Origin of the sequence: Pseudomonas sp. FSL R10-0399 (assembly GCF_009600165.1) — a bacterium.
GTDB classification, from domain to species: Bacteria; Pseudomonadota; Gammaproteobacteria; order Pseudomonadales; family Pseudomonadaceae; genus Aquipseudomonas; species Aquipseudomonas helleri.
Window position 1 is genome coordinate 1 of sequence record NZ_WIWK01000011.1, and the last position, 25,150, is coordinate 25,150.

At 57.8% G+C, this 25,150-nt stretch carries 20 protein-coding genes, 1 other RNA gene and 1 pseudogene; 8 read left to right on the top strand and 14 right to left on the bottom strand.

The features are described 5' to 3' along the window. The first annotated feature begins 81 nt into the window (after nucleotides 1-81). Complete coding sequence (locus GHO41_RS05050; protein ID WP_153433100.1) at nucleotides 82-729, top strand: hypothetical protein; 648 nt, start codon at nucleotides 82-84, stop codon at nucleotides 727-729. A gap of 142 nt (nucleotides 730-871) precedes the next feature. Here GHO41_RS05050 and GHO41_RS05055 read toward each other — a convergent pair whose 3' ends face one another. The 6 genes and pseudogenes from GHO41_RS05055 to GHO41_RS05080 form a co-directional block, all read right to left on the bottom strand. Next, entirely contained in the window at nucleotides 872-1,927 is a 1,056-nt protein-coding gene (locus GHO41_RS05055; RefSeq protein ID WP_153433101.1) for an AAA family ATPase, read from the bottom strand. Then, complete coding sequence (locus GHO41_RS05060) at nucleotides 1,927-2,142, bottom strand: AlpA family transcriptional regulator (protein WP_054881519.1); 216 nt, start codon at nucleotides 2,140-2,142, stop codon at nucleotides 1,927-1,929. Before GHO41_RS05060 ends, GHO41_RS05055 begins: the two co-directional genes overlap by 1 nt. A 431-nt stretch (nucleotides 2,143-2,573) precedes the next feature. Further along, nucleotides 2,574-5,729, bottom strand: a pseudogene (locus tag GHO41_RS05065) (DEAD/DEAH box helicase family protein); the annotation flags it as partial. A gap of 140 nt (nucleotides 5,730-5,869) precedes the next feature. Beyond that, nucleotides 5,870-7,075 carry an integrase arm-type DNA-binding domain-containing protein gene (locus GHO41_RS05070; RefSeq protein ID WP_153433102.1) on the bottom strand — a complete coding sequence of 402 codons (1,206 nt, stop codon included), beginning with the start codon at nucleotides 7,073-7,075 and terminating at the stop codon, nucleotides 5,870-5,872. Nucleotides 7,076-7,248: 173 nt separating this feature from the next. After that, nucleotides 7,249-7,640, bottom strand: a transfer-messenger RNA (tmRNA) gene (ssrA, locus tag GHO41_RS05075). Between the two features lie 72 nt (nucleotides 7,641-7,712). Continuing rightward, nucleotides 7,713-7,991 (bottom strand): hypothetical protein, encoded by a 279-nt coding sequence (locus tag GHO41_RS05080; protein WP_123751760.1) that lies wholly within the window; start codon nucleotides 7,989-7,991, stop codon nucleotides 7,713-7,715. Nucleotides 7,992-8,474: 483 nt separating this feature from the next. Here GHO41_RS05080 and GHO41_RS05085 point away from each other — a divergent pair, with 483 nt between their 5' ends. Continuing rightward, nucleotides 8,475-8,825, top strand: coding sequence for a DUF6124 family protein (locus GHO41_RS05085; protein ID WP_153433103.1), 351 nt, complete (start codon nucleotides 8,475-8,477; stop codon nucleotides 8,823-8,825). A gap of 146 nt (nucleotides 8,826-8,971) precedes the next feature. Here the strand turns inward: GHO41_RS05085 and GHO41_RS05090 are convergent, their stop codons facing one another. From GHO41_RS05090 to GHO41_RS05110, 5 genes are all read right to left on the bottom strand, one after another. Beyond that, complete coding sequence (locus GHO41_RS05090) at nucleotides 8,972-11,776, bottom strand: FAD-binding and (Fe-S)-binding domain-containing protein (protein ID WP_153433104.1); 2,805 nt, start codon at nucleotides 11,774-11,776, stop codon at nucleotides 8,972-8,974. Next, nucleotides 11,773-12,444 carry a lactate utilization protein C gene (locus tag GHO41_RS05095; RefSeq protein ID WP_153433105.1) on the bottom strand — a complete coding sequence of 224 codons (672 nt, stop codon included), beginning with the start codon at nucleotides 12,442-12,444 and terminating at the stop codon, nucleotides 11,773-11,775. Before GHO41_RS05095 ends, GHO41_RS05090 begins: the two co-directional genes overlap by 4 nt. Next, nucleotides 12,441-13,892 carry a LutB/LldF family L-lactate oxidation iron-sulfur protein gene (locus GHO41_RS05100; protein ID WP_048385682.1) on the bottom strand — a complete coding sequence of 484 codons (1,452 nt, stop codon included), beginning with the start codon at nucleotides 13,890-13,892 and terminating at the stop codon, nucleotides 12,441-12,443. The genes GHO41_RS05095 and GHO41_RS05100 overlap by 4 nt, the downstream gene beginning before the upstream one ends. Continuing rightward, the gene (locus GHO41_RS05105) at nucleotides 13,889-14,713 is read right to left on the bottom strand and encodes a (Fe-S)-binding protein (RefSeq protein WP_153433106.1); all 825 of its coding nucleotides are present in this window, start codon (nucleotides 14,711-14,713) and stop codon (nucleotides 13,889-13,891) included. The genes GHO41_RS05100 and GHO41_RS05105 overlap by 4 nt, the downstream gene beginning before the upstream one ends. Nucleotides 14,714-14,857: 144 nt before the next feature. Beyond that, nucleotides 14,858-16,552: a lactate permease LctP family transporter gene (locus tag GHO41_RS05110; RefSeq protein ID WP_048373229.1), complete on the bottom strand. Its 1,695-nt coding sequence runs from the start codon at nucleotides 16,550-16,552 to the stop codon at nucleotides 14,858-14,860. Between the two features lie 260 nt (nucleotides 16,553-16,812). On the opposite strand from GHO41_RS05110, the gene GHO41_RS05115 reads away from it, so the two are divergent. After that, nucleotides 16,813-17,580, top strand: coding sequence for a GntR family transcriptional regulator (locus GHO41_RS05115; RefSeq protein WP_048373231.1), 768 nt, complete (start codon nucleotides 16,813-16,815; stop codon nucleotides 17,578-17,580). 123 nt (nucleotides 17,581-17,703) lie between these two features. Here GHO41_RS05115 and smpB read toward each other — a convergent pair whose 3' ends face one another. After that, complete coding sequence (smpB, locus tag GHO41_RS05120) at nucleotides 17,704-18,186, bottom strand: SsrA-binding protein SmpB (RefSeq protein WP_048373233.1); 483 nt, start codon at nucleotides 18,184-18,186, stop codon at nucleotides 17,704-17,706. 233 nt (nucleotides 18,187-18,419) lie between these two features. Between smpB and GHO41_RS05125 the strand changes: the two genes are divergently transcribed. Both GHO41_RS05125 and GHO41_RS05130 read left to right on the top strand, forming a co-directional pair. Continuing rightward, a complete protein-coding gene (locus GHO41_RS05125) occupies nucleotides 18,420-18,854 on the top strand; it encodes a type II toxin-antitoxin system RatA family toxin (protein ID WP_048373235.1) in 435 nt (144 codons plus the stop codon). After that, a complete protein-coding gene (locus tag GHO41_RS05130; protein WP_153433107.1) occupies nucleotides 18,847-19,164 on the top strand; it encodes an RnfH family protein in 318 nt (105 codons plus the stop codon). The genes GHO41_RS05125 and GHO41_RS05130 overlap by 8 nt, the downstream gene beginning before the upstream one ends. Nucleotides 19,165-19,223: 59 nt before the next feature. Here GHO41_RS05130 and GHO41_RS05135 read toward each other — a convergent pair whose 3' ends face one another. Continuing rightward, on the bottom strand, nucleotides 19,224-19,757 hold the full coding sequence (locus tag GHO41_RS05135) for an outer membrane protein assembly factor BamE (protein ID WP_048373239.1): 534 nt from the start codon (nucleotides 19,755-19,757) through the stop codon (nucleotides 19,224-19,226). A gap of 98 nt (nucleotides 19,758-19,855) precedes the next feature. Here GHO41_RS05135 and fur point away from each other — a divergent pair, with 98 nt between their 5' ends. Next, nucleotides 19,856-20,269 (top strand): ferric iron uptake transcriptional regulator, encoded by a 414-nt coding sequence (fur, locus tag GHO41_RS05140; protein ID WP_153334081.1) that lies wholly within the window; start codon nucleotides 19,856-19,858, stop codon nucleotides 20,267-20,269. 96 nt (nucleotides 20,270-20,365) lie between these two features. Here the strand turns inward: fur and recN are convergent, their stop codons facing one another. Continuing rightward, the gene (gene recN / locus GHO41_RS05145; protein ID WP_153433108.1) at nucleotides 20,366-22,048 is read right to left on the bottom strand and encodes a DNA repair protein RecN; all 1,683 of its coding nucleotides are present in this window, start codon (nucleotides 22,046-22,048) and stop codon (nucleotides 20,366-20,368) included. 253 nt (nucleotides 22,049-22,301) lie between these two features. On the opposite strand from recN, the gene grpE reads away from it, so the two are divergent. Beyond that, entirely contained in the window at nucleotides 22,302-22,868 is a 567-nt protein-coding gene (grpE, locus tag GHO41_RS05150; protein WP_048373243.1) for a nucleotide exchange factor GrpE, read from the top strand. 100 nt (nucleotides 22,869-22,968) lie between these two features. Beyond that, nucleotides 22,969-24,885: a molecular chaperone DnaK gene (gene dnaK, locus GHO41_RS05155; RefSeq protein ID WP_153334022.1), complete on the top strand. Its 1,917-nt coding sequence runs from the start codon at nucleotides 22,969-22,971 to the stop codon at nucleotides 24,883-24,885. Nucleotides 24,886-25,150 lie beyond the last annotated feature (265 nt).

Here is a 25,150-nt window from a genome sequence, read left to right on the forward strand (position 1 = left end):
GGTTGCTTGTCTTGCCATGATTCACCTCGTTGCAGTTTATCGCTTAACGGGGTGTCCACTGGGACTGGGCAAGATCATGAAATGGTTGGGAATGAAGCAGATAACCTGAGCGCGCCGCGGTCTTCGGAAGGTTCTGGAGGTCTAGCGACGGCAGGTTTGGGATACCTGTCACCTCCAACTGGGTTTAGCAGCGCAGGAGCAGCCTCTCTTGGCGTCGGGTTGTTCTTGCTGGGTGGTGGCCGCGCTGGCCCTGTCTATCATTACCAGGTTGCTGCATGGGTGCCTGAGGAACTCGCGTCTAACCCAAAGGAGGCATCTGCGTTGGTCAGGTCGGCCTGGCTTGATGCGAGAGAGAAATACTTCGGTGGAAAAATCTCAAAGTTGCGTCATGAGCCGGCTAAGTACGCTGACGGATCAGGCAAGAAGTACGACAGGCTTGCAGATTTGGCTGCTGGGAACCCCGCGCCGTTCGACGCTCCGACGAGCGCTGCGCCAGCGTTCATTTCGGCCGAGAAAGCCTACGGCCCGATTTTCCTGACCGATCCCTCAGGCGAGCTATTTGCTGACGCTAGCAGAGCTGATAAGGACGGCATGGATGCGCTGGAGGGTATTGCTCGTCACCTGCCCGAATGGATGTATGCATACTATCCTGGAAGGAATTGGCCTAAGGACTTTCGACCTGCCGCGATTTACAACAAGAACGGCAATCTCTATTTCATTGGGAAGTAGTCGTGGTCGACCTGTGCGACTGGCGTGCCGGGATTTTATCTGCGGAATCAGGCATACAGACTCTCTCGCGAGTCGAAGGCGTTCAATAAAAACGAAGGTGCTCAAAACAAATATTGAGCACCTTCGACGTCGTTGAGCGCCTTCAGGAAGCGGTGGGAAGCTCCCATGCCCATCCGCCCTGCATACCTGTTTTGTATGAACGTATACCTAGCTGTTTCTGGGCTCTGCGAAGTGACGCCGAAGAAATGCAACGTTCTTCAGCTAAAACCATCAACGCATTGATTGCAACAGGCCCAGCTTGCAACGTCTCCTCGAGAAAGCTGCACGCCTCTTGAGTAGCTGATGCTGGTCTTTCGCCGTGCGCTCGCTCGATATCCGCCAAAATAGTTTCAGCACTACCTTCGACGGCCTCTCCCCACCGGATGCAGGTTGTTTCCAACTGCTCGTTTATCACTAAGGGCTCAACGAAGTACTCTATCCCCCCACTATTAATGGAGACGTTGGATTTCGGTCGGACAAGCACTCGCGCTTCGGAATTTTGAGCTTTCCCAGCCACCAGTACCGTGCGAGCAAGCGCTGAGAATGCCTGGCTGCCGATTACGCGATCAGCTACGGATGACTGGGATGTACCTTTGCTCAGGTGAGATATACCGAGGACAGCGCAACAATGCTGCTCTGCGAAACCCACTACCATTTGTAGCCCCTGCCGAACTTCGTTTGCCCGGTGCATATCCCCACGAATGAGATTGATCAGTGGGTCGAAAATCAGCAATGAAACGCCGTCAATCCTTGCGGCTGCTTCATCCAAAAGGGAAAAGTTGGCTGCAGGATCAAACTGTCGTCTGTTCCCACGTTGATCTCTGAGCCCCTCGATAACGTGCACGCGGGTTAGGTCTGCATCTGCAGCCGTAAGGCGGGGAATGATCGTATCAGCGATACCATCCTCGCCGCTCCAGATTACGATGTTGCCTGCTGCCTCACATTTGCTGCCGTCTGGCCAGTCACCACCTCTGCTGAGCGTGGCGGCCAGCGAGATTGCCAGCGTGGTTTTGCCGCATCCACCTGCGCCGGCAAGAATGGATAACTTTGCCTTTGGCAGCCAGCCTGGCCAAATCCACTGGATTTTTTCCGCTGGAATATCGACCGCTGCTGTGAGTTCTATCGTCCAGCCCGGTTGTTGAGGTGTTCGGCGCTGCATTACAGCGCCTCCCTTTGCCGAATCCAAGCCTGGACTTCGCTGTTACGCCAACCGACGCTGGAGCCGCACAAAAGGCGCTGTCGCGGGAAAAGGCCTTCCGATATTTTCCGATAGATCGTTGAACGTTTTAGGCCGACGATTGCTTCGACATCGCGCAAACGAAGAATCTTGTCATCGTCGCCGACGTCGTCAAAGTTGCTAACGTGCTTTGCCATAGGTTTTGAGTCCGAGGTTCTGAAGCGTGGGGCAGCGTCCTCCGGCACTACTGCTAAAAAGGGTAAAAAGACGGGTATCGGCTGGCTATATAGCGAGCAGGGGCCTTTGCCACACGCATAGGTATATGCGCGTTTCCGAGATTCATGGTCGGTAGCGTCGGAGGTCGTTGTGGGCTACAGAAGTTCTAGGGCACTAAGGCTTCTAGGGGCAGAACGCACTGCGAGTGTTCTGACCAGGTACGCAAATCAGCCAATGGCAGCTGATGCGGCCCGTTCAGCTGATGCGAACGAGGCGAAAGCTTTTAACGTCGTTACCGGGGCGACGTGGCGGCCCGTTGCGGATCGATAGGGAACGCTTGGGACGGACACTATTTAACATGAGAGTGCCGGGCTGGCAATCAGCAGGTGCTCTACCTTGGTTGGGAAAGGGTGCGCTCATCCAGACTTGGATAAGGGACGTTAGCGTTGTTAGCGTTGGCGTCACCTTGGCCGACTGAATAAGGCGGATTGCCCACAATCACCCGTATATCCAAATCCTTCTGCCGCTTACGCCGGGCGCTGTTGTCCTCCAGCAGTGCGTCTACCAGGTCGTCCTTCTCATACATTTGGAAGGTATCGGTCAGGCAGATGCCTTCAAACGGGGCGTATTCGTCGATCACTTCACCATGGTAAGCCGCTTCGATATTGATGGCGGCGATGTAGTAAGCCAGTAGCACCAGCTCGTTGGCATGGATCTCGTGTCTGTACTTGTGCGGTAGCTCTTCCGGCTTGATCAGGCCCGACTGGATTAGGCGTGTGATAAAGGTGCCGGTGCCGGTGAACGGATCGATGATGTGAACGCCCTTACTGCCTAGGGTTTGGCCGAACTCCTGTAGCAGCAGGTGGTTGACGCTGTGGAGGATGAAGTCCACCACTTCGACCGGGGTGTAAACGATACCCAAGCGCTCGGTCATCTTGGGGAAGGCGTTGCGGAAGAATTTGTCGTACAGCTCGACGATGATCTTCTGCTTGCCCTGGGTGTTGTTGATGCCGGCAGCACGCTGACGCACGCTGGCGTAGAACTTCTCTAGGGTGTCGGCTTCCTTGGCCAGGTGGTGCTCATGAAGCGCGTCCAGCACGCTTTGCATGGCCTTGGACATGGGGTTGTGGCTGGCGAAGCTGTATTCATCGAACAGTGCATCGAATACTGGCTTGGTTACCAGATGCTGGGCAAGCATTTCGACGATCTCGCCATCGCTGATGCTGTCGTTGAGATCATCGCGTAGCTCAGCGGCGAAGGCCGCGAAAGTAGCTCTCTCCTGGGTGTATTCAGGATTCTCCAAAATACCCTGGATGCGGTCGATGTGGGTACGGGCGATCTTGGCGATGTCGTTGGCCCAGTCTTCCCAGTGGTGGCGGTTGCCACACTTATCGACGATCTTGGCGTAGATGGCCTTCTCGATTTCCCCGACCTCATAGGCCAGCTCGGCCTGCTGGGTCATCTGGCCTTCGACATCGTACTTAGCGCGTTTCTCACCAATGCCGTACTGGCCTTTGCCTGCCTGGCCGTTGCTGGTGCCGCTAGTTTTCCTTACCTTTTTATCGGCCTTGTCGGTGATAGCAATGACTTCCATCTTGCGCGGGTCAGAGCCGATCAGGTCGAGCTTGTTGACCATGGCGTCGAAGCTGTCGTCGTGCGAGCGCAGTGCCTGAAGCACCTGCCAGACCACCTTATAGGTCTGGTTGTCGTTGAGCGCTTCGTGGGGCTCCATACCGGCAGGAATGACCACCGGCAGCACCACATAGCCACGCTTCTTTCCCGGTGCGTTGCGCATTACCCTGCCAACGGATTGCACCACGTCGACTTGGGAATTACGCGGGGTGAGGAAGAGCACGGCGTCCAGCGCGGGCACGTCCACACCCTCGGACAGGCAGCGCACATTGCTGAGGATGCGGCAGGTATTCGCTGGCGGCTCTCCCTTGAGCCAGTTGAGCTTGGCTTCCTTGGCGCTGGCATTCATGCCACCATCGACGTGTGCGGCTTCGCATATGATGCGTGAGGCTTCATCGATGTTTTCTGACTCCTGATAAGCCTCCACCACCGATTGGAACATGCTGGCGATGTTGACAGAGCTGACCTTGTGCTTGGTGCCCTTGTAGTTGGGCGAGATGACCTGGCAGAAAGCTACAGCACGCTTCATGGGCTGATCATCACCCACCAGGTTTTCGGCCAGTCCCTGCTTGGCCAGCGCCTTCCAGCAACCGACTATCTTGGCGGCGTCGTCTACCTTGAGTTGGTTGTTCTCGTCCTTCAGCATCTCCTGAAGGCGGCGGCTGATGGTGCTCTCCTCGACGGTGAGTACTAGCACCTTGTAATCGGTGAGCAGGCCGCGCTGAACGGCCTCGGAGAAGTTGATGACGAACAGCTCTTTGCCGTAGAGCGCTTCGTCATCCATCGAGCACAGGGTGACTTCGCCAGACTCGGCCTTGAGCTTAGCGTTGTCACCATAGATGCGCGGCGTAGCGGTCATGTACAGACGTTTGGTGGCGCGGATGTAGTCGGCATCATGAACGCGCACAAAGTTGCTTTCGTCATCGTCGCCAAAGGTGGCACCCGTGGTGCGGTGCGCTTCGTCGCAGATCACCAGATCGAAAGCGGCCAGGCCATGATCAGCCTGGGCGCGGCTGATTACGTCGATGGAGTGATAGGTGGAGAACACCACGCTCATGTGTTCGGCATCGTGGCGCTTGAGCATTTCCGCTGCGAGGCGATCCGCCTTGGTGGTGGCCGGGTAGCGCAGCTCGTGGGTGAACACTTGAACCGCGTCATCCTCTGATTTGCGCTTCTTGCCTACATCGCTGTCGGAGCAGACGGCAAAGCTGTGGAGCGGGGTTGCGCTTTCCTGCGTCCACTCGGTGAGGGTTTGCGATAGCAGTGACAGGTTGGGCACCAGGAACAATACACGCTTGCCCTTGCCGGCCTGCTGCTCGGCAATTTTCAGGCTGGTGAAGGTCTTGCCGGTGCCGCAGGCCATGATCAGCTTGCCGCGCTCGGCGTCCTTGAGGCCAGCGGCCACGGCATTCAGCGCGGTTTGCTGGTGCTCGCGCAGCTGCTTCTTGGCCTTGAGCGCGACGGCTTGATTGGGCTGGTACTTGGCCCAGTCGATCTGGCTGTCTTCCAGGGCTTGCAGGTCGATCTTACTGACCGGGGGCTGCTGGCCCTGCAACGCGTCCTCGGCGTGCTCGCTCCAGTTGTTGGTAGTGGCTACGATGATGCGGTGCGAGAACGGCGCCTTGCCCGAGGCAGTGAAGAAGCTGTCGATGTCCTTCTTCTGAACGCGGTAATCCACGGCATACAGCTTACACTGGATGGCGTGGTACTCGCCGGTACCTTGGGTGCGCGCCACCAGGTCGATGCCCGCGTCCTTACCGCTAAGGCCCTGCTCCTTCGCCCACTCCGCATATGCCCATACCTTGTCGTACAGGTCGCGGTAGGTGGCTTCGTTGCGGAGGTAAGTGCAAATCAGCTCTTCGAAATAAGTACCTTTTTCGCGTTCGGTGACAGAAGCGCTGCGGTAGGTATTCAGCAAAGCTGATAAGGCTGACATCGGTAGGAATTCCTTTTGGACTGCGCCTGGCGCACTACAGGCGCCAAATCGGCGCAGTTTAGCAATTCAGCCAGTACTGGAGCGATAAGATAGTGCTTGTATTAGCTTGAAGGCTTGCTGGCTGATGGGGGCGCTTGCATTCAGCGTTTTATCGAGTCCAAAAAGTCGGCCCAGATCTGCATCATTTCACGCCGCTCCGGCAAAAAGGTGGTTCGATCGTACGCACGTCCCAGCGGATTTTTTACCGTGTGAGCAAGCTGATGCTCCAGAAGATCGGGGCGAAACCCCAGCACCTCAGCGCCTATGGTTCTCGCTGTCGCACGAAAGCCGTGCCCAGTCATTTCGTCGCCGCTGATGTCCATGCGGCGTAACGCGCTGAGTACGGCATTGTTGGACATCGGCCGGTCACCTCCCCGTGCCGAGGGGAAGGCATACCGATGTCTGCCGGTGAGTGGTTTCAGCTCGCGCAGAACAGCGATTGCTTGCTGGCTTAGGGGAACCAAATGATCCGGACGATCCTGTTTGGTGGCAGTGAGCCCTTTCATCTTGTGGCCGGGAATCAACCACTCGCCCGCATCCAGATTGACCTCCGACCACTCCATGTGGCGCAGGTCACCGGGCCGGCAGAACAGCAATGGGGCCAGTTTGAGTGCACAACAAACAGGCATTGTCCCCGTGTAGCTATCCAGTGCTTTGAGCAGTGCCCCGAGTTTTTCAGGATCGGTCACGGCAGCAAAGTGTTTCACCCGCTTGGCTGGGAGCGTACGTGAGAGATTGCCAATCTGGTTGGGCGGGGTGATACCGGCAGCTTCGGCGAACTCGAAAATCTGTTTGTAGATCTGGGCAACACGACGCGCCGTCTCGCGAGCGCCGCGCTTGATGATGCGCTGCAGGTTTTCGACCAGCATGGGTGTGCTGATGCTGCTGATCGGGAGTTTTCCCAACCAGGGGTAGGCATTGAGCTCAAGGCGCTGCCGTACCGTGCGGGTGTACTCCGGATTCCAGGTTGACTCGCGAATAGTGAGCCATTGCTTTGCGACCGATTCAAAGGTGTGTTGGTGATCGAGCTGGCTGACCACCTTGGCCATGCGTCTTTGCAGCGAAGGGTCTTGACCACCGGCAAGCTGAACGCGAGCGTCATCACGCTTGCGCCGGGCCTCCTGCAGGCTGACCTCAGGATAAACACCAAGCGCTAGGCGCTTTTCCTTTCCCAGAAAGCGGTACTTTACGCGCCAGTAACGGCCTCCGTTGGGCTGCACCTCTAAGTACAAACCTTGTTCGTCGTACAGGCGGTACGATTTCTCCTGGGGCTTAGCGTTGCGGCAGTTGGTGTCTTTCAGGGGCATTGGGGGCACATCCTCTACGAGCGAGCTGATGAGCGTTTTATGCCCCCATATATGCCCCCGTCAACTGTGGGATGCCCTGGGATTAGGTGGGAAAGCGCGGGCAAGAAAAAAGCCGTAAAGCTTTGATTTCTCTAGGCTTTACGGCTTTTCTGGGTCTTCCTGGGAAGAAGAAGTGGTGGAGCCGGGGGGATTTGAACCCCCGTCCGCCAGTACTCCGCTGTCGGTACTACATGCTTAGCCGTTTCTATTAAGTTAACCCTCAGCGACCCGAAGGGCAGGGTGCTTTGGGCGAGTTGTGTAAGTTTTAGCCGCTTCGTCCACAACGTACTGCACGGCGATCCTGTTCTATATGACAATCACTTCAGGTTTACAGGCATCCCCTAGTGATTGCTGGACCCGAAGGTACCAGGAGGATGGCTAAGGCAGCTTACGCTGCGAGAGCTTGACCCTCGTAGGTTTCGTCATTGGCAACTATAAGTAGTTGCAACAGTGGATTTACGAGTTCTGTTACCAACTCGGCATGCACCTAGAGTTTCGCAACCGGCGTCGAATCCTAAACGGCCCCGATGCTTGCTGGCCGTAACCAGCAAGCTGCGCAGTCTACGCCAATTCGGCGCAGAAGGCCAACCTCAAGGGTTTACTTATCGTCGCCGCCTTTGGTGAGGTTTTGCAGTTTCTGCAGGGCTTGGGTGGTGGTCGCGATGCAATCTTCTGTTTTACCCGCCGCTTGTTCGCCTTTGGCTTTTTCGACCAGGGCGTCGATGTCGCCTTTGGTGTTTTCGCTGGTGGCAATGAGGGTGGCTTGGGCATCGGCGATTTTTATCAGGTTGATCTGGCAGAGGTCATCTGCCGCAAACACCGGAGAGGCCAACATTGCAGCGGATACAAACAGACCAGCCAATGCGGTACGTTTCATAGGGTCAAGCTCCTTGTGCACAGTTAGGCCCGGTGGCTCCGGGCTCGGTTATATGCCCCAATCGTTAGGGCTCAAGCCAATTGACTATAGCCACGCTCTGGAGTTCTGCCTGTGTTTGGCCAGTATTTGATGAATTTTTTTGTGCCCAAAAAGGGGGCGTTTTCAGGCGGTTCGTAGGCCCGATCCCTTTCCTTCTTATGAAACTTCCTAGACACTCTCGTTCGCTTGCGCCTGTCCAGTTCGGGGCATAGTCTCGGCCCATCGCTGCACATCAGCGGTCGGGTTTAGTCGCCCGGCTTGTAAACTTGGCGCAAGGCGCTACCTCTACGAGGCCCTTTTCTAGGGCCTGCGTTTTATGGTGGCCGTGCGCAGGGCACTTTCGAGTGCGCCGGTTTCCAAGTTTGCCGGTCGACTAACCTGCGTACGGCTGCCTCCCCATCGTTAGTCGCGATTTAAGGCAGCTCCCTAAACTTGGAGAGCGCTATGAAAAAGATTGTCCCCGATCCACCTGTCTTACCCTCGCAAGAGGCTGTTCAGTGCGATGCACTGTCGTTAGACCGCGCGGCCACCGAGCGCGCCCTCAATTACTACCTGCACGACCATAAGCCTCCACGGCACGTGGATCAGGCCACGTATGCCATACCCGACAACGTCAATGTAGAAGCGGCTTTGGCCCAAGCGTCAGACTTGTTGCGCTGCGCGGGTGCTTCGGCGTGTGAGGCGGGGAATGGTTTGAGCGGGCATGCGCGCAGTTTGGTGTTGTCGAGCATGCATTTGGTGGAGTTGGCCAAAGCGTATGTGGATAAGTCGCTGGATGGGTTGACGACGCACTAGAGCAGCACGCGCCTGAGTGCAAGCAGGCGCGTCCTATTGACCTCATTTCTGTGGGAGCGGGCTTGCTCGCGATAGTGTCGGCGCGGTCTTCAGAACCACCGCGTCGTTTGTATCGCGAGCAAGCCCGCTCCCACATTGTTCACCGCTCAACGAGCGGTGCTGACGCGGTCTACCAGGTAGACAAGGCCGTGGTAGTCGATGCCGCCATGTTGGCTCAGGCCGATTTCACACGTGCGGCTGGTCGATATTCCTTCGCTGCAATGCTGCACGGCGTCTTTTAAGGTGCGCAGTGAGTGGGCGTTCAGTTCGGGGGTGGTAAAGCCCTTATCGCCCGCAAAGCCGCAGCAATGTATCCCTTCCTGTATCACCACCTCAGTGCTGCACAGCCGTGCGATGTCGATCAGCGCCTGGCTTTCGCCCAGGTGCTGGGTGCTGCAGGTGACATGCACGGCGATGGGGGCGGTTTGTGGGGTGAAGTTCAACTTATCCACAAGGTGGGTGCGGATGAAGCGCACCGGGTCGTAGAGGTCGAGGCGGGTTTCGCCCAGGTCCTGGACCAGGCGCAGGGTGCACGGGCTGGTGTCGCAGTAAATGGGGTCGACCCCGCCACGGCTGGCGTGCAGCAAGGCGCCGATGAGTTCCTGGCGTTTGTGTTCGGCCTGTTCGTTGTAGCCCTTGGAGGCAAACGGCTGGCCGCAGCACAGGCTGTCCATGTTCTCGGGGAAGACCACTTGGTAACCGGCTTTTTCCAGCAGGTTGCGGGTTTTGTCGAGCAACGAGGTTTGCTCTTTGTCGCCCGCCGCCGGGCCCATGACGCGGGACACGCAGGCCGCCAAATACACCACCCGCGGGCGAGCATCTTTAACCGGCGGGCTGAAGCGTATTGCTCGCTCGGGTTGCGGCATGGCGTTGGTCCAGAGCGGCACGCGGCCTTTGCTGGCTTTGGTCAGGGCTGCCGAGATTTTGCCCAGGCGCGGCGCACCCAGCAGGATGCGTGCGCCATTGGCCACGTGCAAAGTGAAGCGCGCGCCTTGCAGCGTGGTTGCAAAGTGGTTACCCAGCAGGTCGGCGGCTTTGAGGTGGTTGGCGCTGCGCGCACGCAGTTTTTTCACCAGTTCGCCGGTGTTGATGCCCACCGGGCAACGCTGGGCGCACAAACCGGTAGCGGCGCAGGTGTCGATGCCTTGGTAGGCGTAGGCGTTTTCCAGCTCGCGGGTGTCGACTCCGGCGCGCTTTCTGGCCTGAATGTCTCGCCAGATCACAATCCGTTGCCGTGGGCTAAGGGTCAGGCCTTTAGAGGGACACACCGGCTCACAAAAACCGCACTCGATGCACTTATCCACAATCTCGTCGGCGGCCGGCATCGGCTTGAGGTGTTTGAGGTGGATGTGCGGGTCTTCGCTGAGCACCACGTCGGGGTTGAGGATGCCTTGCGGGTCGAGCAAACGCTTGAGTGCCCACATTAATTGGTAGGCATCGCTGCCCCATTCCAGCTCAACAAACGGCGCCATGTTGCGCCCGGTGCCGTGTTCGGCCTTGAGCGAGCCGCCGAACTCCACGGCGATGAGCTGCGCCACGTCGTCCATAAACGCTTGGTAGCGGGCGACTTCTTCGGGGTTGTTAAAGCCCTGGGTGAATACAAAGTGCAGGTTGCCTTCCAGGGCGTGGCCGAACAGGATCGCTTCGTCGTAGTGGTGTTTGTCGAACAGTTCGATCAAGCGGTTTACGCCGATGGCCAGTTGCTCGACCGGGAAGGTCACGTCTTCGATGATCACCGTGGTGCCGGTTTTGCGCACCGCGCCGACGGCCGGGAAGGTGTCTTTGCGAATCGCCCAGAGTTTGGCGTTTTCGCCGGGGTTTTCGGTGAAGTCGACTTGTTTCTCGACCGCAAAGTCGGACAGCGACGCCATGATCTGCGCCAGTTGTTCGTGCAGCAAGGTTTGGCTGGCCGCGCGGGACTCGATCAGCAGAGCGCAGGCATTGGCCGACAGTTCTTTAACGAACGCGGGCATGCCGGGTTTGTCTTGCACCGAGCGCAGGCTGCGGCGGTCGAGCAGTTCGACGGCTGACACGGGCTGGCTTTTCAGCACGGTGACCGCGTTGCAGCAGGTCTCTACGTCGGGGAAGACGATCAGCGCCGAGGCTTTGTTGGGGTGGTCGATGACCGTGTCGTAGGTCACCGAGCTGATAAAGCCCAGGGTGCCTTCGCTGCCGACCAGCAAGTGGCTGAGGATATCCAGCGGGTCATCGAAGTCGACTAGGGCGTTGAGTGACAGGCCCGTGGTGTTTTTCAGACGATATTTGTGGCGGATTTTTGCAGCCAATTCAGTATTGGCGCGGGTCTCGCGGGCCAATGTCGCCAATTGGTCGAGCAGGGCGCCGTGGCTTTGACGAAAGGCGGCGATGTTGGCCGCGTCTTCGGTGTCTACCCGGGTGCCGTCTGCCAGTACCACGCGGATACCGGCCAGGGTGTGGTAGGTGTTTTGCGCAGTGCCGCAGCACATGCCGCTGGCGTTGTTGGCGACGATGCCGCCGATTTTGCAAGCGTTGATCGAGGCCGGGTCGGGGCCGATCTTGCGCCCGAACGGTGCCAGCCAGGCGTTGGCTTGCGCACCGATGACCCCCGGTTGCAGGCGGATTTGCGCGCCTTGCTCGCGAATGACTTTGCCGTTCCAGTTGTCGCCGAGCACGATCAGCACCGAATCGCTGATGGCCTGGCCCGACAGGCTGGTGCCCGCGGCGCGGAAGGTGACGGGCACCTGGTCGCGACGGGCAAGGTTGAGCAGTTCGACCACTTCGTCTTCAGATTCGACGCGGATCACCAGTTGCGGGATCAGCCGATAAAAGCTCGCGTCGGTGCCGAAAGCCAGGGTGGAAAGCGGGTCGGTGAAGCGGCGGTCGTCGGGGATCAGCCGCTCGGCATCACGGGTAAACGTCGCAGGCAGGCTCATGCGTCCTCCAGAATTAATACCACCAGGTCTTTCGGGCCGTGGGCGCCGTAGGCCAGTACTTGTTCGATGTCAGCGGTTTTTGACGGGCCAGACACCAACAATGCGTTAGTCGGCATGCCCGCGGTCCAGTTCATTTCACGTTGCACTGAATAAAAGTTGTCGCGGATTTGGCTGGCTTTGAGCAACGCAAAATGCACCGGCGGTACCAGGCTCATCAGGCGCGGTTCTTCTGGCGTTGGCCAGAGGATCAAACTGCCAGTGGCAGCAATCGCGCCCAAGGTGGTGGTGAAGCTGGCCGGGGTGTCATTGAACAGCTCGGCTTTCCATTCTTCCACGGGGCGGTCGTAGGCTTTGAGTGGGGGCAGCGCAGGGTTTTGTGCCCAATGCGCCGTCACTTTCTGCCCGTGCGCTGTGGTTGGGGCGATTAACAGGCTCGGCAATTGGCGGTCGCAGACTAATTGCGCCAGCAGGGCGGGCCAGTCGTGCTCGGTGGTGAGGTGGATTTCGGTGTGCACGGCTTCCATCAACTTGCGCAGTTGCGGGATGCGTTGCTCCGGGGTGTAGGTCCACGGTTCTGTCACCAATGCTTCGTCGAAGTTGTCAGGCACGGGTGTGGTGCCTGTCAGGCTTTTACGCAGTTTGTTGAGGATGTTTTGCTTGGCGCTCATCGCGAGGCTCCCGACTTTTTCGCCATGTGTTCGCGGGCCATGTCATGCAGCGAGCGGGCGGCAGGTGTGGGGGCGCTGTGGTTTTGGGTCCACGGGCCTACGTTGTTTGGCGTTAGCCCGCGCAGGCGGGTGGCAGCTTTGACGAACACGCGGTAGAGCGTGGGCGAGCTGTTGAGCTTGGCCCACAGGTTCCACATGAGGCGCTCTTTGCGAGAGTACTTGCTGCCTTGGCCGCGCATGATGCGTGGTACGGCATCGGGCGATTTTACGTTCTCTTCGCGTAGGCGACGCAACAACGCCGGGATCGGAATTTTTACCGGGCACACTTCGCCACAGGCGCCGCACAACGACGAAGCGCTGGGGTGATCCGGGACTTTGCCCAGGCCGACCATGTGCGGGGTGATGATTGCGCCAATCGGGCCGGGGTACACCTCACCGTAGGCATGACCGCCGATGCGGGTGTACACCGGGCAGTGGTTCATGCAGGCACCGCAGCGAATGCAGTTGAGGGTTTGGCGCAGTTCGCTGTCAGCAAACGCCTGGCTGCGACCGTTGTCGAGCAGCACCAGGTGGACTTCTTCAGGGCCGTCGAGTTCGCCGGGTTTGCGTGGGCCGGAGATCATGTTGACGTAGGTGGTGATCGGTTGGCCGAGTGCCGAGCGGGTCAGCAATGACACCAGCGGTACAACGTCACGCAGGTTTTCGACCACTTTCTCGATGCCGGTGACGGCAATGTGTACCGGCGGCACGGTGGTCGACATACGCCCGTTGCCTTCGTTTTCGACCAGCAGCAGGGTGCCGGTTTCGGCCACGGCGAAGTTGACGCCGGACACGCCGATGTCAGCTTCGAAAAACTTTTGGCGCAGCACGCGACGACCGATCTGGATCAGTTGGTCGACGTCTTTGGTGTATTCAACGCCGAGCTTGTTGTGGAACAAGTCGGCCACTTGCCCGGCGTTCTTGTGGATCGCGGGCATGATGATGTGGGACGGCTTCTCGTTGTCGAGCTGAACAATGTACTCGCCCATGTCGGACTCAAGGCATTCGATGCCCTGTGCGCCAAGCACGTGGTTCATTTCCATCTCTTCGCTGACCATCGACTTGCCTTTGATGACTTGCTTGGCGGCACGGCGGCGGGCAATCGAGAGCACGATGTCATTGGCCTGCTCGACGGTTTCGGCCCAGTGCACCTGCACACCGTTGCGGGTCAGGTTGGCTTCGAGGCGCTCCAGCAGGTCAGGCAGTTTGGACAGGGCGCGGGCGCGGACGGCATTGCCCAGCGCACGCAAATGCTCGCGTTCGTGGGCATCGCTGAAGGACACCGCGCGTTTGGTCATCAGCGAGTCCATGGCGTTGCGAAAGTTATTTCGCAATTGTTTGTCGGCCAATGCCTCGTGGGCGCGCTCGCGGAAGTCTTCTATGACGACAGCAGGGATCAACGCACTCATTGTGCACCTCCGGTGCGTTGCCACAGGAAGCTGGCCAGATGCTGACCGCGCAGGGCTTTTTGCTGTTTTTCGAGGGAGCCGTTGATGTTCATCAGGCAGCCGCAGTCGGCGGTTAGCACTTGGTGTGCGCCGGTTTCAATCAGGGCGCGGGTCTTGTCGGCGACCATGGCCCCGGAAATATCGGGCAGGCGTACGCTGAATGTCCCACCAAAGCCGCAGCATTCGCTTTCATGGCTGTGGTCGATGCGCTCGACGTTGCCCAGTTGCGCGAGCATTTCGCGGCCGTGCAGGTGGGTGTTCATTTCGCGGCGGGCAGAGCAGGAGGTGTGCAGCGCGACTTTGATCGGGGCGCCGCTGTCCTTGAAATGCACTTTGCACACAAACAGCAAGAACTCGGTGAGTTCAAAGGTGCGTTCGGCCAGGGCGTGGACCTTTTTCAAGGTGTCTGGCTCGTCTTTGAACAGGTCTTCGTAGTGTTCGCGCAGCATGCCGGCGCAGGAGCCGGAGGGCACGACCACGGGGTAATCTTCGGCAAACAGCGCCAATTGTGCGCGGGCCACTTCGCGGGCCTGGTCGGTGTAACCCGAGGTGTAGGCCGGTTGCCCGCAGCAGCTTTGGCCTTGCGGGTAGTCCACTTCGATGCCTTCGCGTTCTATCAGGTGGATCGCGTCCATCCCGGCTTCGGGGAAGAACAGGTCGACGACGCAGGTGCCGAACAGGTAGACCTTGCGGGGTTTGTGCGCAGGGTAATGGCGCGGGGTCGGAAGGGGTGGGGCGACACGGGTCGCGTTGGGCACGGCGTTGTAAAAAAGCTCGCTCATCAGGCGTCTCCGGGTGGTCCCGGTTATAGATCCACGGTAGCGGCTGAAAACCCTCTTCAGCCGCGAGGCAGACCGGGTAATAAAGTGTGGGCGCCGGGGACGTGCCCCGGCGCTTTTAACGTGGTGTAACCATAGCCCTGTTGCTTAATGCACCAGCATGCCGGTGAACCAATACGCCTGGGCGAGCGTGATCAGGCCAACGATGGTGGCGAAGAACAGGCTGTGCTTGAGGGTGAAGCGGAACAGGTCGGACTCTTTGCCCACCAGGCCGGTTGCCGCACAGGCGACGGCGATGGATTGTGGCGAGATCATTTTGCCAGTCACGCCACCGCTGGTGTTGGCGGCCACCATGAGGGTGTCGCTGACGCCGATCTGATGCGCGGTGGTGGCCTGCAACGAGCTGAACAGGGCGTTCGACGAGGTGTCGGAGCCGGTCAGGAACACGCCCAGCCAGCCGAGGAACGGCGAGAAGAACGGGAACGCGGCGCCCGTACCGGCCAATACCAGGGCCATGGTGGAGGACATGCCCGAGTAGTTGGTCACGAAGGCAAAGGCCAGCACCATGCCGATGGACAGGATCGGCCAGCGCAGCTCGTAGAGGGTCTCTTTGAAAGTGGTCAGACCGGTTTTGATGTCGATTTTCAGGATCAGCATCGAGATCAGTGCCGAGAAGAAAATCGCGGTGCCGGTGGCTGAAATCGGGTCCAGTTTGAACACGGCGGCAATGGCGGTTGGCGCGTTGACGATCGGCGCGGTTTTGATCACCAGTTGATCAAGGTGCGGGATCGCAAAGTTGAACACCCAGCCGTACATCGAGCCGCCTGGCGAGAACAGGGCCTTGAACGGTTTAAGGGTCCAGATGGTGACCAGTACGGTCAGGATCAGGAACGGTGACCAGGCCTTGAGGATTTGCATCAGGCTGTAAGGCGAAACCATCAAGTTGTTTGGTTTGCCGAAACCGCCTGCGCTGGCGGTAACAACTACGTCAGAGCTCACGCCCGGAATCTGCGCGCCGGCGGTGCGTTTTGGCTGCCAGATTTTCAGGAACAGGGTCAGGCTGATCAGGCTGGCCAGTGCCGAGGTGATGTCCGGCAGTTCTGGGCCAATGTAGTTGGAGGTGAAGTACTGGGTGACGGCGAAGCTCAAGCCGGCCACCAGTGCTGCCGGCCAGGTTTCACGCACGCCGCGCAGGCCGTCCATCATGAAGACCAGCCAGAACGGTACGAACAGCGACAGCAGCGGCAGCTGGCGACCGGCCATGGCGCCGATCTTGAACGCGTCGATGCCCGTGACTTGGCCTGCCACGATAATCGGAATGCCGAGGGCGCCGAAGGCCACCGGGGCGGTGTTGGCGATCAGGCACAGGCCAGCGGCGTACAGTGGGTTGAAGCCCAGGCCTACGAGCAGGGCGGCGGTAATCGCTACCGGAGCACCGAAACCGGCTGCGCCTTCGAGGAACGCACCGAAGCAGAAGCCGATCAGCAGCACTTGCAGACGCTGGTCATCGGTAATCGACAGGACGGAACTGCGGATGATTTCGAACTGGCCGCTTTTAACGGTCAGTTTGTAGAGGAACACCGCGGCAACGATGATCCAGGCAATCGGCCAGAGGCCATAAGCAAATCCATACCCTGCGGCGGCAATCGCCATGTCGACCGGCATCTGGAAGGCGAAGATCGCCACCAGAATCGACAAGGCAAGGGTAATGCTGCCAGCCACGTGCCCTTTGAGACGGAACACTGCCAAGGCCAGGAAGAAAAACACAATCGGGATAACGGCCGCGAGTGCGGACAAGCCGAGGCTGCCGAGCGGGCTGTAAAGCTGTTGCCAGGTTTGCATATGGGGTGGCCCCTAATTGTTATTGGTCGATGCTGCTGACTGCATTTGGGTAATTGGTAATACCAATTTACAATCGCTGTCGGCTAGGTTAAAAGCCTTGTATGGCGTGTGTCAATTTGCCGCTACTTAATCTTTAGTCGCGCTGTTCGTTGCCTGGGCAACTGATGGGGTAAAAGGCGGTTTTTCTGATAGGTGTTTGGCGAGCGCCAATCGGCGAGAATAGAGGGCCCGGCGCGTGGTCGGGTGCGTGGAGAGCAGTTATGGGGTTTGGTCAAATCCGTCAGCGCCGTTTGTCGGACGATATTGTCGAGCAGCTTGAGGGCATGATCCTTGAGGGCACGTTGAAGGCCGGTGAGCGCTTACCGGCCGAGCGTGCGCTGGCGGAGCAGTTTGGGGTGTCGCGCCCGTCGTTGCGTGAAGCGATTCAAAAGTTGGTGGCCAAAGGCTTGCTGATCAGCCGCCAGGGCGGTGGCAACTATGTGGCGACGTCGCTGGGCTCGACTTTCAGTGACCCGTTGCTGCAATTGCTGGAAAGCAACCCGGAGGCGCAGCGCGATTTGCTGGAGTTTCGCCATACCCTGGAGGCGTCTTGCGCGTATTACGCAGCATTGCGTGCGACCGAGATGGACCGTGAGCGGCTGCGGTTTGCCTTTGAGCGGTTGCAGGATTGCTATACGCGGGTGGATGAGGTGAGCCGGGCCGAGGAAGGGGAGGCCGATGCCAACTTTCACCTGGCGATTGCCGAGGCGAGCCACAACGCGGTGTTGTTGCACACGATTCGCGGGTTATTCGATTTGCTCAAGCGCAACGTGGTGACCAACATTGGCGGCATGTACAAGCAGCGCAGCGAAACGCGCGACATGCTGATTGATCAGCACCGCGAGTTGTATCTGGCGATTGTGGAGGGTCGGGCTGAGGATGCGCGGGGCGTTGCGAGCCGCCATCTCATGTACGTGCAGGAAGTATTGGAGGAGGTACGTCAGGAAGTTCAGCGCGTGGCGCGGGCAGAGCGACGTAATGGGCTGTGAACTGCTCTGTGGGAGCGGGCTTGCTCGCGATAGGATCAATGCGGTGTGCTAGAGACACCGCGTTGTCTGAATCGCGAGCAAGCCCGCTCCCACAGAATGTACGCCAACAGCCAGCAACAGGACTTAGTCGTCCTTGCCCTTGTTGCGCACCGCGCGTTGCAGCTCGCGATCAGAGTCGCGCTCACGCTCGGTATGGCGCTTGTCGTATTCCTTCTTGCCTTTACCCAGGGCAATTTCGCACTTGATCAAGTGCTTGCTCCAGTAAAGCGAGAGGCAGACGCACGCGTAACCCTTTTGCTGCACAGCGGCGGCCAGCTTTTCAAGCTCGCGCTTGTTAAGCAGCAGTTTGCGGCTGCGCACCGGGTCGGCGATAACGTGCGTGCTGGCGGTCGTCAGCGGCGAGATGTGGCTGCCGAGCAACCAGGCTTCACCGTCTTTGAGGAGCACGTAGCTGTCGACCAGCTGTGCCTTGCCTGCACGCAGACTTTTTACTTCCCAGCCGGCCAGGACCAGACCAGCCTCGAACCGATGTTCGATGAAGTAATCGTGTCGCGCTTTTTTGTTCTGCGCGATGGTCCCTGTGGGGTGCTTCTTCTGTTTAGCCATAGGGGCGGCATTATAGGCAGTTGCGAGCAAGTCGGCTACGGTCAACCTGTGTGCTTGAGCACGTAGTTTGATTCCCGGACAATACACGCTCATTTTTGAGTGCTTGGGCGTAATTTTCTTACCTCGCGTATCATGCTGCCCTTGTTCGTCCTGATTGTTTTCTTGATGCGCTTAAGCGGCGCCACTTGGCACCCCGAGGGTATATGCCGCCCAGCTGTGGAATTAACGCTGACATGACTACCCATATCCAACGTTCCGCCTTGCTGCCGTATCCGGCGCAGGCTTTGTATGACCTGGTTAACGACGTGGCGCGTTATCCGGAGTTTTTGCCGTGGTGTTCATCGGCCGAGATTATCGAAAGCACCGAGTCGCTGATGCGCGCCAGTCTGGGCGTGGCCAAAGGCGGCTTGAGCCAGCATTTTGTTACACGCAACACGTTGACGCCGGGGCAGTCGATTGAGATGAACCTGGAAGAAGGCCCGTTCACCAAGCTGCACGGCCTCTGGGTGTTCAAGCCGTTGGGCGAGAAGGCCTGCAAAATCAGCCTGGACATGACCTTTGATTACGCCGGGGCAATCGTAAAGGCGACCTTGGGGCCCCTGTTTAATCAGGCGGCCAATACCTTGGTCGACGCGTTTTGCCAGCGCGCCAAGCAGCTGTATGGCTGATTCTGTGATAGCGATTGAAGTGGTTTATGCGGCGGTTGAGCGTCAGCAATTGCTGGCGCTGACGGTGCCTGAGGGCACAACGTTGCGCGCGGCGGTGCTGGCGTCAGGGATTGGCCGGGCGTTTCCTGAACTGGACCTGGAGCATTGCCCTGTGGGGATCTTTGGCAAGCAGGTCATCGACCCGCAGGTGCGCGTGGTGCAGGCCGGTGAGCGGATCGAGATTTACCGCCCGCTGTTGGCCGATCCCAAAGAGATCCGCCGTCAGCGTGCTGCCAAAGCGGCCGAAGCCAAGCGATTGAGCGGGCTGTAAGTCGATTTTTTAGCAGGCAACAAAAAGCCCGGCATGCCGGGCTTTTTTGCAACGCGCGATTATTGGTCGCGGGTGTCCAGCGGTGTAGGCGTCGGGACGGGTACAGTTTTAACGCCGTCGACGTCTTTCTGGATTTGATCAAGCAACGAGCCCGGTTTGGCCGGCACTTCGCTCTTCTCGGCAGGTTCTGGTGCCGGATCCGTCGGTGAGATCACCTCGGTCGACCCTTCTTTGCCCAGAATCGCTTCGTCGCGGCTCACGCCCGGCTTGAAATCGCCTGACAGGCTGACGAGCTGATCGTTCTGGTTGAAGAACACACTGATGCGTTCTTGTTGGCGTTCACCGCCGCCGGGCTGCAGGCTATACAAATAATCCCAGCGATCAGGGTGGAATGTATCGGTCAGCAGGGCGTTACCCATAATAAACTTCACTTGCCGACGGGTCATTCCCGGGCGCAACTGGTTTATCATGTCCTGCGTGACGACATTGCCCTGTTGGATGTCGATTTTGTAAACCCCGGGGAATGAACAACCGGCGAGTGCGAGCAGTCCCACAAAGGTGAAACTGGTTAGCAAGAGCTTGGTGTTTTGCATCGGTGGGCGACTTCCACTATCTTGGCTGGGACAACGTAAACGCCGATCATACCCGTATTAAGAGAAGCTGCGAAGCCGCTTCCGCGAGAAAGCTAACCATGGTTGAAAATAGCGAACTACGTAAGGCCGGACTTAAGGTGACTCTGCCGCGAGTCAAAATTCTACAAATGCTTGACTCTGCTGATCAGCGTCACATGAGCGCCGAGGATGTTTACAAGGCACTTATGAACGCGGGCGAGGACGTCGGTCTGGCCACGGTTTACCGTGTGTTGACCCAGTTTGAGTCAGCAGGGCTGGTGATACGCCACAACTTTGATGGTGGTCATGCGGTCTTTGAACTGGCTGATGCCGACGGTGGCCACCACGACCATATGGTCAACGTGGACAGCGGTGAAGTGATTGAATTTTTCGACGAAGAGATCGAAAAGCTGCAGCACGCCATTGCCACTAAACATGGCTTTGAGTTGGTGGATCACAACCTGGTGCTGTACGTACGCAAGTCAGGTAAATAAGCATGTCGCGCGAATTTCGGTTCGCGAAACGATCGAAGGCGACCTCTGAGTCGCCTTCGTGCTGTCTGAAATGTAATTTTTTGTGACCGTTCGTCGCTAAGCGGCCAAATTCTTCGCCGTGACGACCATTTTCTTGGCGTGAGCCAACGATTCTTTGGTCAGGTCGATGCCGCCGAGCATGCGCGCCACTTCTTCTACGCGCTCTTTTTTGCTCAATTTTGAGACGGCGGTACGGGTTGTCTCGCTTTCGCGCACTTTGTGCACAAATAGATGTTGATGGCACTGCGCTGCCACTTGCGGCAGGTGAGTGACCGTCAGCACTTGGCCGCGTTCGCCCAAGCGGCGCAATAGCTGGCCCACGATCTCGGCGGTTGGGCCGCCAATGCCCACGTCCACTTCGTCGAATACCAATGTAGGGACACGTGAGGTCTGCGCGGTGATGACCTGGATGGCCAGGCTGATACGCGACAGTTCGCCGCCCGACGCCACTTTGGCCAGCGCCTTGAGGGGTTGGCCGGGGTTTGCACTGACCAGCAGCTCTACGTGTTCAAGGCCGTGAGGCATGGGGTCGCTGCTGCTCAGTGGGCGCAGTTCGATCACAAAGCGCCCGCCCGGCATGCCCAGGCGCTGGATTTCTTCTTCTACTGCGCTGCCCAGGCGGGTGGCGGCATGGCTGCGCAGGTCGCTCAGTTCACGTGCGCACTCTTGATAGTGGCGTGCGTAAGACGCCAGTTCATGGGTCAAACGTTCGATGTTTTCATCGTTGGCATTCAGGGTTTCGAGTTCATCGAGCAGGCGCTGTTGCAGTGCGGCGACCTCGGTTGGTTGCACACGGTGTTTGCGCGCCAGCGAGTAAATGGTGTCGAGCCGTTCTTCGAGGTACTGCAGGCGACCCGGGTCGGCATCAAAGTGATCAATGAAGCGGTTAAGTTCGCCCACGGCTTCTTCGACCTGAATTTGTGCGCTGGCCAACAGATCGGTGGCTTCGTTCAATGAGCCGGTATTGTTATGAATGCTCGCCAGACGGTTCAGGCTGACGGTCAGGGCGTTGAGCACATTGCCGGAGTCGTTTTCGCTGCACTGTTCAACAACCTGCCGGCAAATGGTCAGCAAGGTTTCGGCGTTGGTCAGGTTTTTGTGCTCCTGCTCCAGTTCTTCCAACTCGTGTTCACCGAGCGACAAGGTTTCGAGTTCTTCGATCTGGTAGCTCAGTAGTTGATGGCGTGCCCGCTGTTCATCACCCGAGTTGGACAGGTGTTCCAGCTCCTGGCGGGTCTGGCGCCAGCGTTGTGCGGCCAGTTGCACCTGACGGGCGAGATCGGTGGCGCCTGCGTATTCGTCGAGCAGGCGGCGGTGGGTGTCGGGCTTGAGCAGCGACTGGTGTTCATGCTGGCTGTGGATGTCGATCAGCAGTTCGCCCAGGGCCTTGAGGTCGCCTTGGGGGCATGGCGTGCCATTGATGTAGCCGCGCGAGCGGCCTTCGGCGGTAATGACACGGCGCAAGATGCACGGGCCATCGCACTCAAGGTCGCGCTCGGCCAGCCAGGCACGCGCTTCGGGAATGTCTTGCAGGTCGAAGGTGGCCAGAATGTCGGCTTTTTCAGCGCCGGGGCGAACCACCCCGTTGTCTGCGCGGTCACCTAAGGTCAGGCCCAGTGCATCGAGCATGATCGATTTACCTGCGCCGGTCTCACCAGTGATTACACTCATACCGCGATCCAGCTCTAGATCGAGATGTTCAACGATGGCGTAGTTATGTACGGACAGGTGCACCAGCATGGGAGCGGCTCCAAAACGTAATGTCTGGTTATTTATACAGTGTTTTGTTTCGTGCTGACAATGGCTGTGCTTAGTTCTATTTGCTTGGCATTGAGGCTTTTTTAGGCTGTTTTGTATGGGCGGGTGGGGTGCGCCGAGGCGTTAAAAGGCAATTGTTAGTGCTTTTTGGCTCTTGAACCTGAAAATTGCGACCCCATATACCGAGGCAGAAGCGCGAGTCGAGCTCGCGGACGAAGTTTGAAAGGAGAAATCTATGGCAGACGAACAGACTATGGATACGCAGAACCAAGACGCTAATCAGGCTGCTGATGTTGCAGGCGTAGATCTGGTGGCACGTGTGCAGGAGCTCGAAGAGCAACTGGCGGCAGCTAACGATCAAGCTTTGCGAGTGGCTGCTGATGTGCAGAACGTTCGCCGTCGTGCCGAACAGGACGTTGAAAAAGCACACAAATTTGCATTGGAAAAATTTGCTGGCGACCTGTTGCCGGTGATCGACAGTCTGGAACGCGGCCTTGAGCTGTCCAGTCCGGATGACGAAAGCATTCGCCCAATGCGTGAAGGGATCGAGCTGACGCTGAAAATGTTCCAGGACACCCTGAAGCGTTATCACCTGGAAGCGATCGATCCGCACGGCGAACCCTTCAATGCCGAGCACCATCAGGCAATGGCCATGCAGGAAAGCGCTGACCTGGAGCCAAACAGTGTGCTCAAGGTGTTTCAAAAAGGGTATCAGCTCAATGGTCGCTTACTGCGCCCGGCTATGGTCGTAGTCAGCAAGGCGCCAGCGCCGGTTTCGCCATCGATTGACGAGCAGGCTTGAAATCGGCCGCAAGGCCCCCATTTAGATGTCATGCGTTTAGAAATGCCGTAGTTGGTCATTACTGCTACGGCAAAAAAATTCAAATTTAGGGAGAGTGAAGATGGGCAAAATTATTGGTATCGACCTCGGGACCACCAACTCGTGCGTGTCGGTTCTGGAAAACGGTAAAGCAAAAGTTATCGAAAACGCTGAAGGCGCGCGTACTACGCCGTCGATCATTGCGTACGCCAACGATGGCGAAATTCTGGTTGGCCAGTCGGCCAAGCGTCAGGCAGTGACCAATCCGCATAACACCCTGTACGCGGTGAAGCGTCTGATCGGTCGTCGTTTTGACGAAGAAGTTGTACAGAAAGACATTCAGATGGTCCCTTACAAAATCGTCAAGGCAGACAATGGCGATGCGTGGGTTGAAGTGAACGGCCAGAAAATGGCTCCGCCACAAATCTCGGCCGAAATTCTGAAGAAAATGAAGAAAACCGCCGAAGATTACCTCGGCGAAGCAGTGACTGAAGCGGTTATCACCGTGCCTGCTTACTTCAACGACAGCCAGCGCCAGGCGACCAAAGACGCCGGCCGTATCGCGGGTCTGGACGTAAAACGCATCATCAACGAACCAACCGCAGCTGCTCTGGCTTACGGTATGGACAAAGCGAAAGGCGACCACACAGTCATCGTTTATGACTTGGGTGGCGGTACTTTCGACGTGTCGGTGATCGAAATTGCTGAAGTTGATGGCGAGCACCAGTTTGAAGTGTTGGCGACCAACGGTGACACGTTCCTGGGTGGTGAAGACTTTGACATTCGTCTGATCGACTACCTGGTTGACGAGTTCAAGAAAGAAACCGGCATGAACCTTAAAGGTGACCCGCTGGCGATGCAGCGTCTGAAAGAAGCTGCTGAAAAAGCAAAAATCGAGCTGTCTTCGAGCCAGTCGACTGACGTGAACCTGCCGTACATCACTGCAGACGCGACCGGTCCTAAACACTTGAACGTGAAAATCTCGCGCGCCAAGCTGGAATCGCTGGTTGAAGACCTGGTTCAACGCACTATCGAACCTTGCCGTATTGCGCTGAAAGACGCAGGTATCGACGTTGGCTCGATCAACGACGTGATTCTGGTCGGTGGTCAGACTCGTATGCCATTGGTTCAGAAGCTGGTGACTGAGTTCTTCGGTAAAGAAGCACGTAAAGACGTGAACCCGGACGAAGCGGTTGCCATGGGCGCTGCTATCCAGGGCGCGGTATTGGCCGGTGACGTTAAAGACGTTCTGCTGCTGGACGTGAGCCCGCTGACTCTGGGTATCGAAACCATGGGCGGCGTGATGACTGCTCTGATCGAGAAAAACACCACGATTCCTACCAAGAAATCGCAAGTGTTCTCGACGGCTGACGACAACCAGGGCGCTGTGACCATTCACGTGCTGCAAGGTGAGCGTAAGCAAGCGGCTCAGAACAAGTCGTTGGGCAAGTTCGACCTGGCGGACATTCCACCCGCTCCACGTGGTGTGCCTCAGATCGAAGTAACCTTCGACATCGACGCTAACGGTATCTTGAACGTCAGCGCGAAAGACAAGGCGACTGGCAAGTCCCAGTCCATCGTGATCAAGGCGAACTCGGGTCTGTCCGAGGACGAAATTGCTCAGATGGTTCGTGACGCTGAAGTCAACGCTGAAGAAGACCGTAAGTTCGAAGAGCTGGCAGCTGCACGTAACCAAGGCGACGCGCTGGTTCACTCGACTCGTAAAATGATCGTCGATGCTGGCGATAAAGTGACCGAGGAAGAGAAAACTGCAATCGAAGCTGCAGTAGTCGCATTGGAAGCCGCTGTTAAAGGCGACGACAAAGCCGCTATCGAAGCCAAGGTTGAAGAGCTGTCCAAGGTGTCTGCTCCAGTTGCACAGAAAATGTACGCTGAGCAAGCGAACCCGGCAGATGCAGCGGCCAAGCCAGCTGATTCGGCTGAAAAAGCGGACGACGTTGTCGACGCTGAGTTCGAAGAAGTTAAAGACAACAAGTAATCAGCTTGTTGGTCGGCCGGTTAACCGTGCATAAGCGGTGACTGGTAGGATGTCGCCGCGCGGGAGCTTGCTCCCGCGTTGGCGTGTCTGGAGCAAGGGAATTTTTACAGCATGCGACAAGCTCGGATGCTGGCGGTTGAGGCAGGGACTTCTTTGTGTTTCTGCCCGAGGTAACCGCTCCTGTCGGCCAATGCATTGGCTGTTAATCAGAAACCAATATCGTTGAAAAGACGTGAGTTGAGCCTTGTACGTTCAGGCTCAGCGG

Bases quoted from the DNA above. Each gene is read 5' to 3' on its own strand.
- GHO41_RS05050 (WP_153433100.1), top strand. From the start codon at position 82: ATGGTTGGGAATGAAGCAGATAACCTGAGCGCGCCGCGGTCTTCGGAA.
- GHO41_RS05055 (WP_153433101.1), bottom strand. From the start codon at position 1,927: ATGCAGCGCCGAACACCTCAACAACCGGGCTGGACGATAGAACTCACA.
- GHO41_RS05060 (WP_054881519.1), bottom strand. From the start codon at position 2,142: ATGGCAAAGCACGTTAGCAACTTTGACGACGTCGGCGACGATGACAAG.
- GHO41_RS05070 (WP_153433102.1), bottom strand. From the start codon at position 7,075: ATGCCCCTGAAAGACACCAACTGCCGCAACGCTAAGCCCCAGGAGAAA.
- GHO41_RS05080 (WP_123751760.1), bottom strand. From the start codon at position 7,991: ATGAAACGTACCGCATTGGCTGGTCTGTTTGTATCCGCTGCAATGTTG.
- GHO41_RS05085 (WP_153433103.1), top strand. From the start codon at position 8,475: ATGAAAAAGATTGTCCCCGATCCACCTGTCTTACCCTCGCAAGAGGCT.
- GHO41_RS05090 (WP_153433104.1), bottom strand. From the start codon at position 11,776: ATGAGCCTGCCTGCGACGTTTACCCGTGATGCCGAGCGGCTGATCCCC.
- GHO41_RS05095 (WP_153433105.1), bottom strand. From the start codon at position 12,444: ATGAGCGCCAAGCAAAACATCCTCAACAAACTGCGTAAAAGCCTGACA.
- GHO41_RS05100 (WP_048385682.1), bottom strand. From the start codon at position 13,892: ATGAGTGCGTTGATCCCTGCTGTCGTCATAGAAGACTTCCGCGAGCGC.
- GHO41_RS05105 (WP_153433106.1), bottom strand. From the start codon at position 14,713: ATGAGCGAGCTTTTTTACAACGCCGTGCCCAACGCGACCCGTGTCGCC.
- GHO41_RS05110 (WP_048373229.1), bottom strand. From the start codon at position 16,552: ATGCAAACCTGGCAACAGCTTTACAGCCCGCTCGGCAGCCTCGGCTTG.
- GHO41_RS05115 (WP_048373231.1), top strand. From the start codon at position 16,813: ATGGGGTTTGGTCAAATCCGTCAGCGCCGTTTGTCGGACGATATTGTC.
- smpB (WP_048373233.1), bottom strand. From the start codon at position 18,186: ATGGCTAAACAGAAGAAGCACCCCACAGGGACCATCGCGCAGAACAAA.
- GHO41_RS05125 (WP_048373235.1), top strand. From the start codon at position 18,420: ATGACTACCCATATCCAACGTTCCGCCTTGCTGCCGTATCCGGCGCAG.
- GHO41_RS05130 (WP_153433107.1), top strand. From the start codon at position 18,847: ATGGCTGATTCTGTGATAGCGATTGAAGTGGTTTATGCGGCGGTTGAG.
- GHO41_RS05135 (WP_048373239.1), bottom strand. From the start codon at position 19,757: ATGCAAAACACCAAGCTCTTGCTAACCAGTTTCACCTTTGTGGGACTG.
- fur (WP_153334081.1), top strand. From the start codon at position 19,856: ATGGTTGAAAATAGCGAACTACGTAAGGCCGGACTTAAGGTGACTCTG.
- recN (WP_153433108.1), bottom strand. From the start codon at position 22,048: ATGCTGGTGCACCTGTCCGTACATAACTACGCCATCGTTGAACATCTC.
- grpE (WP_048373243.1), top strand. From the start codon at position 22,302: ATGGCAGACGAACAGACTATGGATACGCAGAACCAAGACGCTAATCAG.
- dnaK (WP_153334022.1), top strand. From the start codon at position 22,969: ATGGGCAAAATTATTGGTATCGACCTCGGGACCACCAACTCGTGCGTG.